This window comes from Cypionkella sp. (assembly GCF_036782355.1).
In the GTDB taxonomy this organism is placed as follows: Bacteria; Pseudomonadota; Alphaproteobacteria; order Rhodobacterales; family Rhodobacteraceae; genus Cypionkella.
The window spans coordinates 95,952-102,724 of the sequence record NZ_DAIPZF010000005.1 but is presented as its reverse complement, the minus strand read 5'-3'; the positions used below and the strand labels follow the sequence as shown (position 1 = coordinate 102,724).

Sequence of the window (6,773 nt, the reverse complement as noted above, 5' to 3'; positions counted from 1 at the left end):
CCAAATCTGCCATCCGCTGCGCCATAGCACCCGTTGAACCAATCGGTTCTGCCAGAAAATCTTGCGCCCAAATCCCGCGCTCGCCGCCCATAATCTGTGCCAGCCGCCGCGGGCCTTTTGGCAAGCTGACATCAAACCGCCGCATGATCCGCCGCCAGCGGGTTGTGAAATCTGCATCCCCCGCAGGCAGCTGCCAAATGCAGTGCAAATGATCCGGCAAAACCACCCAAGCCGGCATCACAAAGGCCAGCTCGCCTTGGGTCAGCTGCATCGCCGCCCGCAGGCGCGGCAGTTCCAGAACCAAAAGATCATCGCCCGCATGACGCAGAGCAACCGTAAAATAAACTGAGGTCAAAGGGCTTTGTTCCATGCCGCAACCTTGCCACAGGCTGGTTAACACAATCTTTACGCAGACCGAGGCTTGATGAATTTACCAGCGCTTGAGCGCGGCCTCATCCTCATCGCGTGCCGCAACCCATGCGCCACCCGTCGCCGAGATTTCTTTCTTCCAAAACGGCGCGCGCGATTTCAGATAATCCATCAAAAACTCCGCGGCTTCAAAGGCATCAACCCGGTGCTTAGACGCCACCGCCACCATCATGATCGGATCCGCCCCCGCCAGCCTGCCAAAGCGGTGGATCACCAGCGCATCTATCAGCGCCCAGCGCGCGGCGGCCTGATCCATCATCGCGGCAATCGCCTTTTCGGTCATGCCGGGATAATGCTCGATCTCCATCATTGACAGCGCGCCGCCATTGTCGCGCACCAGCCCGGTAAAGCTGACCACCGCCCCCGCGCCGGCAGCCTGCGCCGAAAAGGCGTTCAGCTCGGCGCCTGCGTCAAAAGCCTCGGCTTGCACGACAACCCGCATTCAGCCCCCGGTCATCGGCGGAAAAAACGCCACCTCGCGCACGCCCGCAAGCGGTGCCGCAAAATCGGCAAGCTCTTGATCCAAGGCCACCCGCACTGAGGCCAGATCGCCAAAAGCCAGCGCATAACGCTCCTCACGCGCGCTCAACTCTGCCACCAAATCGGCAACCGTCAGCGCCGCGGTCTGAAGGCTTTCGCGCGGCACCCCGATGCGTTCGCGCAGCCAAGCGAAATAGATCACCTCGATCATGTGTCGTCTTTCAAATACGGCAGCGATTTGCGGAAATAATCCAAGCCGGTGATCGCCGTCAGCACCGCCGCGACCCACATCAGCACAAGCCCGACATCGCCCGCAAGGCTGGCACAATCGCGCTTGCCACAGGCGCGCACAGGGTCGGCCAAGCCCGCCGAGACCGCGTCCAGATATTGATCCGGCGTCATGCCGTGCATTTTCACGCCGTTCAGATATTCCAAGCCGGTGCCCAGAAACAGCACCGCAATCGCCACCATCTGCGCCGTGGTTTTCCATTTCGCCAGCTTGGTCACCTTCAGCAAACCCGCCTTAGCGCCAAGGAATTCGCGCAGACCCGAGACAAAAACCTCGCGAAACAGAATAACCGTCGCGGGCAAGATCAGCCAAGGGTTCATCCCCGAATAGCCTGTCAGCACCATGATCGCGATCACCACCATCGCCTTATCGGCAATCGGGTCCATCATCGCGCCAAACTTGCTTTCCTGCTTCCACAGCCGCGCCAGATAGCCGTCGAAATAATCGGTGATCGCCGCCAGAATAAACAGCGTCAGCGCAAACCAATCCGCCAAGGGCCGCGCGAAATACAAAAACATCACAGCCACACCCGGGGCCGCTAGCAGACGCAAGACCGTCAATATGTTCGGAATGGACCATCTCATGCCCAAGTCCTAGCCGATGCGCCCCCGCCGCGAAAGGTCGAAAATTAGGGCGGTTGCTGGATCAGTATTTACACATCTTCCTCGCGGTACGCTGGCGCGATGAAAGACGCGAGGTGTTGGTCTTGACCCTATCGCAACGCAGGCGGCAGGTCTCGCAGCCTGGAACTCAGATCATCGATTTGATCGCGCATCCAATTTGAGCAAATGCGCACGACACTTGCAGGCTGATTTTTCAATCCAAGGGTGCGGAACGAATCCACCACCACTGTTGTGCAGACATCATGAACCACGTTTGCAACACATTCAGCACAGTAAGTGCATTCGTAAGAACAGATACGAGCATCCGATAAGTCAGGCGGAAGATCTTTGTCGCATCACTCACAATTTGGCCCAAGTTCCAGCATTGATTAGCTCTTTCCGATATAAACTTATTTTATAAGATCGGGAGGCCATCCGAAAAAATGTTCAAATTGCGCTCGCAAAACCACAGCATCCCATGCTGCGCCACGAAGCCCAGTTAGGCTTATTTGCAGCCCCCTCACCCCGCCACCGGCGCCCAGATCACATCATCAATCCGCGGCGCCCCCGTGGCCAGCATCACCAGCCGGTCAAACCCCAGGGCAATTCCCGCCGCTGCCGGCATAATCTCCAATGCCGCTAGGAAATCTTCGTCCAAAGGATAGCGCTCGCCATAAACCCGGGCCTTTTCGTCCATCTCGGCCCCAAAGCGCCGCCGCTGCTCGCCTGCATCGGTCAACTCGCCAAAGCCATTGGCAAGCTCCACGCCGCAGGCATAAACCTCGAACCGTTCGGCCACCCGTGCATCCCTCGGGTGCCGCCGCGCCAAGGCAGCCTCGGCGGCGGGGTATTCGTCCAAAATCGTGATCCGCCCCATGCCCAGATGTGGCTCGACCAACTCGCCCAAGACACGGCTGAGCATATCCGACCAGGTGTCATCCTCGGCCACCCGCAGCCCCACCCGCACAAGCTCACCGCGCAAAACCGATGCCAAGACCGCACCATCGGGCGAAATACTCGCCAGCAGATCGACCCCGGCATAGCGCAAAAACGCCTCGGCCACCGACAGCCGTTCAGGCTCCAACCCCGTGTCACAGACCGCGCCGCGAAACTGCAACACCCCGCCCGCCAGCCTGCAAAAGGCCATCATATCGGCCATCAAAACCTCATAGCTTTCGCCCACCCGATACCACTCCAGCATGGTAAACTCAGGGCTGTGCAAAGCCCCCCGCTCGCGGTTGCGCCAGACATGGGCGAAACTGGCGATGCGCCGCTCGCCCGCCGCCAACAGCTTTTTCATCGCAAACTCGGGCGAGGTGTGCAGATACATCGCCCGCCCCAGACCGTCATTGCCAATCGCCTCGGTGCGAAACCCGTGCAGATGCGCCTCATTGCCCGGCGAAATCGCCAGCGCCGAAGGGTCGACCTCGATGAAGTCGCGCTCTGCCAGCCAAGCCCTGATCCGCGCCTGAATCCGGTTGCGCTCCAGCAACAGCCCGCGCCGATCCGCATGCCGCTCAGGCTGCCACCAAGCCGCCGCGCTATTTTTATCAGCCATCTGGAGATTTCCCGTCATATAGGCTAAAGCCACCCCGATATATCCGCGCCCCTTACCCTTGGGGCCTCCCAAGAACAAGGAAACAGACGTGAAAGTCATCGCCTCCTCGCTCCGCAAAGGCAATGTCGTCGAGATGGACGGCAAACTCTACGCCGTGCTCAAAGCCGAAAACTTCCACCCCGGCAAAGGCACCCCCACCACTTCGGTCGATATGCGCCGCATCTCGGATGGCGTCAAAGTCGCCGAACGCTGGCGCACCACGGAAATGGTGGAAAAAGCCAATGTCGACGAGCGCGAATACGACTTCCTCTATGAAGACACCGAAGGCTTCCACTTCATGGAACCCACCACCTATGAACAATTCGCGGTGCACCCCGATGTCGTGGGCGACGACAAAGCCTTTCTGACCGATGGCATCAAAGTCTATCTGAAAACCTATGACGGTGTCGCCATCGCCCTTGAATTGCCACAGCGCGTCACGGTCGAAATCGCCGAGACCGAACCGGTGGTCAAAGGCCAAACCGCCTCCTCCTCCTATAAACCCGCCATCGCCACCAATGGCGTGCGCATCATGGTGCCGCCGCATATCGGTGCCGGCACCCGCGTGGTCATCAACACCGAAGACCTCTCCTACCAAGGCCGCGCCCAAGACTAGGCCTCAAATCCAAAGCCCGCCCGCAGCCGCTGCGGCGGGCTTTGCCTAAACCTTATCTCAAATTTTTCATCTGTCCCTAAATATCCCGGGGGAGCTTCGCAGCGCGAAGCGGGGGCAGCGCCCCCAGCCTTTTGTGTCGAAAAACCGCCGATCCAAAAGGAATCACCCCCCGCCCCTTGTTTCGAATCGAAAAAAGGCGCATGTAGTCAGGGCGAAACGCTATCTATCGAAAAATCTGTCTCCTTACGGCTTCAGTTATCGATCTTTACGACTGAGCCACGTCATCGCATTCCGCGGATGGCATACCAAACTTAGGAGACACACGATGGCTAATGGCACCGTGAAATGGTTTAACGCAACCAAAGGCTTCGGCTTTATCGCACCAGCAAACGGCAACAAGGACGTGTTCGTTCACATCTCCGCAATGGAGCGTGCTGGCATCCGTCAGCTGAACGACGGTCAAGCAGTGACCTTCGACATCGAAGCAGGCCGTGACGGCCGCGAGTCGGCGATCAACCTCGCTTTGGCATAAGCCTTAGCGGCGTAAAGCCACTAGAATTCTAAACGGGGGCCGCGCAAGCTGGCCCCCGTTTGCATATCAGCACCTCAGCTCTTGGTGCTAAAGAAATCGGCAATCGCCTGCGCCATGGTCGCCGACACCCCCGGCACCGCCATCAGATCCGAAACCCCCGCCCGCGACACCGCCTTGGCCGAGCCAAAATGCGCCAGCAAAGCGCGCTTGCGCACTGCCCCGACCCCCGGCACATCATCCAGCGGCGTCACCGAAACCGCCTTGGCCCGCTTGGCGCGATGCGCACCATTGGCCCAGCGGTGCGCTTCGTCGCGCAGGCGCTGAATGAAATACAAAACCGGATCATTGCGCTGCAGGGCCATCACCGGCAGGCCGGTGCGATAGAATTCTTCCTTGCCTGCATCCCGGTCCAGCCCTTTGGCGACGCCGACCATGGCAATATCGTCAACACCCAGCTCGGCCAAAATCCCCGCCACCGCCGAAACCTGCCCAGCACCGCCGTCGATCAACAGCAAATCCGGCCAAGCGCCACTGCTGCGATCCGGGTCTTCTTTCAGCAACCGCTCGAATCGCCGCGTCATGACCTCGCGCATCATGCCAAAATCGTCCGAATTGGCACCGGCTGCAGATTTGATGTTAAACTTGCGATACTGCGATTTCAAAAACCCCTCGGCTCCGGCGACAATCATGCCGCCCACCGCATCCGATCCTTGGATATGCGCGTTGTCATAAACCTCGATCCGCGTCGGCGGCGCGTCCAGATCAAAGGCTTCGGCCAGCCCCGCCAACAGCTTGTTCTGCGTCGCCCCTTCGGCCATCTTGCGCGCAAGGCTCTCGCGCGCATTGCGTCGCGCGTTTTCCACCAGCTCGGCCTTCTCACCGCGCTGAGGCACCGCCACTTCAACCCGGCGACCCGCGCGTTCCGACAGCAGATCAACGATCAGATCCTCATTCTCGATCGCATGGCTTAACAAGATCAGCTTTGGCGGTTCCTTATCGTCATAGAACTGCGCCAAAAACGCCTCCAAAATTTCCGCCTCCTCTGCCCCCGCTCCGGTGCGCGGATAGAAATCGCGGTTGCCCCAGCTTTGGTTGGCGCGAATAAAGAACAGCTGCACGCAGGCCTGCCCGCCCTCCAGATGCAGCGCCACCACATCGGCTTCGGCCACCCCCGCAGGATTGATGCCCTGCGATTGCTGCACCTGCGTCAGCGCCTTGATCCGGTCGCGCAGGGCGGCGGCGCGTTCAAACTCCATCGCCTCCGAGGCTGCGCCCATTTCCGCCGCCAGATTGGCCTGCACCGCCGTGGTCTTGCCCTGCAAAAACCGCTCGGCATCCGCCACCAACCCGGCATAGCCCGCAAGGTCGATCCGCCCGGTGCAAGGTGCGGCACAGCGCTTGATCTGATATTGCAAACAGGGCCGGGTGCGGCTTTCAAACATCGCATCGGTGCAATTGCGCAAAAGGAACACCTTTTGCAGCTGGTTCAACGTGCGGTTCACCGCCCCCGCACTGGCAAAGGGGCCAAAATAGGATCCCTTTTCACTGCGCTTGCCGCGATGCTTTTTCAGCTGCGGAAAGGCATGTTCGCGGCTGATCAGAATATTGGGAAAGGATTTATCGTCGCGCAACAGCACGTTATAGCGCGGCTTCAACTGCTTGATCAGGTTTTGCTCCAGCAGCAGCGCCTCGGTCTCGGTCCGCGTTGTCAGAAACATCATCGAGGCGGTTTCCGAAATCATCCGCGCGATCCGCGCCGAATGCCCAGAAGAGCGCGCATAGTTCGAAACCCGCGCCCGCAGGTTACGCGCCTTGCCGACATACAGCACCTCAGAGGCCGCATTCAGCATCCGGTAGACCCCAGGCGAGCCGTCCAAAAGCTTCAAATAGCCCTGAATGATCTCTTGGCCGGTTTGTGTATTTTCATTCATCTTTCAAACCGTCTCTGAGGCTCAGTGATTCTACCTTTAGCTGCAATGATCATGGCATGGGGGCAAGGGATAATCTGTCCACCGTTTCTGTGGATAACTTGGCGGAAAAGTTTTCCATATCCCCGAATTCACCTTGTTTTTCACCCACTTCTGCGGTTTGCCTATTTTTTAGGCAAATTATTAAACCATTGATATTAAACGGTTTATAATTGGTATAGCCGCCAGACACCTGAAATCTAACGGCTTTTTTAACTATTCCATGAATGAAATGTAAAAAGTGCACAAGTCAGATTAACC

At 58.6% G+C, this 6,773-nt stretch carries 9 protein-coding genes; 2 read left to right on the top strand and 7 right to left on the bottom strand.

The features are described from left to right. From V7Q10_RS03445 to epmA, 6 genes are all read right to left on the bottom strand, one after another. On the bottom strand, window positions 1-370 hold a 370-nt coding region (locus V7Q10_RS03445; RefSeq protein WP_333867646.1), incomplete at its 3' end, for a hypothetical protein. A gap of 60 nt (window positions 371-430) precedes the next feature. Next, a complete protein-coding gene (locus tag V7Q10_RS03440; protein ID WP_333867645.1) occupies window positions 431-871 on the bottom strand; it encodes a molybdenum cofactor biosynthesis protein MoaE in 441 nt (146 codons plus the stop codon). Next, the gene (gene moaD, locus V7Q10_RS03435; protein ID WP_333867644.1) at window positions 872-1,120 is read right to left on the bottom strand and encodes a molybdopterin converting factor subunit 1; all 249 of its coding nucleotides are present in this window, start codon (window positions 1,118-1,120) and stop codon (window positions 872-874) included. Then, window positions 1,117-1,782: a CDP-diacylglycerol--glycerol-3-phosphate 3-phosphatidyltransferase gene (gene pgsA / locus V7Q10_RS03430; protein ID WP_333867643.1), complete on the bottom strand. Its 666-nt coding sequence runs from the start codon at window positions 1,780-1,782 to the stop codon at window positions 1,117-1,119. Before pgsA ends, moaD begins: the two co-directional genes overlap by 4 nt. A gap of 128 nt (window positions 1,783-1,910) precedes the next feature. Next, window positions 1,911-2,117: a DUF1272 domain-containing protein gene (locus V7Q10_RS03425; RefSeq protein ID WP_442885812.1), complete on the bottom strand. Its 207-nt coding sequence runs from the start codon at window positions 2,115-2,117 to the stop codon at window positions 1,911-1,913. Between the two features lie 203 nt (window positions 2,118-2,320). Next, window positions 2,321-3,358 (bottom strand): EF-P lysine aminoacylase EpmA, encoded by a 1,038-nt coding sequence (gene epmA / locus V7Q10_RS03420; RefSeq protein ID WP_333867642.1) that lies wholly within the window; start codon window positions 3,356-3,358, stop codon window positions 2,321-2,323. 88 nt (window positions 3,359-3,446) lie between these two features. Here epmA and efp point away from each other — a divergent pair, with 88 nt between their 5' ends. Together efp and V7Q10_RS03410 are read left to right on the top strand one after the other, a co-directional pair. Then, window positions 3,447-4,013: an elongation factor P gene (gene efp / locus V7Q10_RS03415; RefSeq protein WP_333867641.1), complete on the top strand. Its 567-nt coding sequence runs from the start codon at window positions 3,447-3,449 to the stop codon at window positions 4,011-4,013. 325 nt (window positions 4,014-4,338) lie between these two features. Beyond that, the gene (locus V7Q10_RS03410; protein WP_054005407.1) at window positions 4,339-4,545 is read left to right on the top strand and encodes a cold-shock protein; all 207 of its coding nucleotides are present in this window, start codon (window positions 4,339-4,341) and stop codon (window positions 4,543-4,545) included. 74 nt (window positions 4,546-4,619) lie between these two features. On the opposite strand, the gene uvrC is transcribed toward V7Q10_RS03410, so the two are convergent. Further along, complete coding sequence (gene uvrC, locus V7Q10_RS03405; protein ID WP_333867640.1) at window positions 4,620-6,476, bottom strand: excinuclease ABC subunit UvrC; 1,857 nt, start codon at window positions 6,474-6,476, stop codon at window positions 4,620-4,622. Window positions 6,477-6,773: the final 297 nt, after the last annotated feature.

Bases quoted from the DNA above. Each gene is read 5' to 3' on its own strand.
- uvrC (WP_333867640.1), bottom strand. From the start codon at position 6,476: ATGAATGAAAATACACAAACCGGCCAAGAGATCATTCAGGGCTATTTG.
- moaD (WP_333867644.1), bottom strand. From the start codon at position 1,120: ATGATCGAGGTGATCTATTTCGCTTGGCTGCGCGAACGCATCGGGGTG.
- V7Q10_RS03410 (WP_054005407.1), top strand. From the start codon at position 4,339: ATGGCTAATGGCACCGTGAAATGGTTTAACGCAACCAAAGGCTTCGGC.
- V7Q10_RS03440 (WP_333867645.1), bottom strand. From the start codon at position 871: ATGCGGGTTGTCGTGCAAGCCGAGGCTTTTGACGCAGGCGCCGAGCTG.
- epmA (WP_333867642.1), bottom strand. From the start codon at position 3,358: ATGGCTGATAAAAATAGCGCGGCGGCTTGGTGGCAGCCTGAGCGGCAT.
- pgsA (WP_333867643.1), bottom strand. From the start codon at position 1,782: ATGAGATGGTCCATTCCGAACATATTGACGGTCTTGCGTCTGCTAGCG.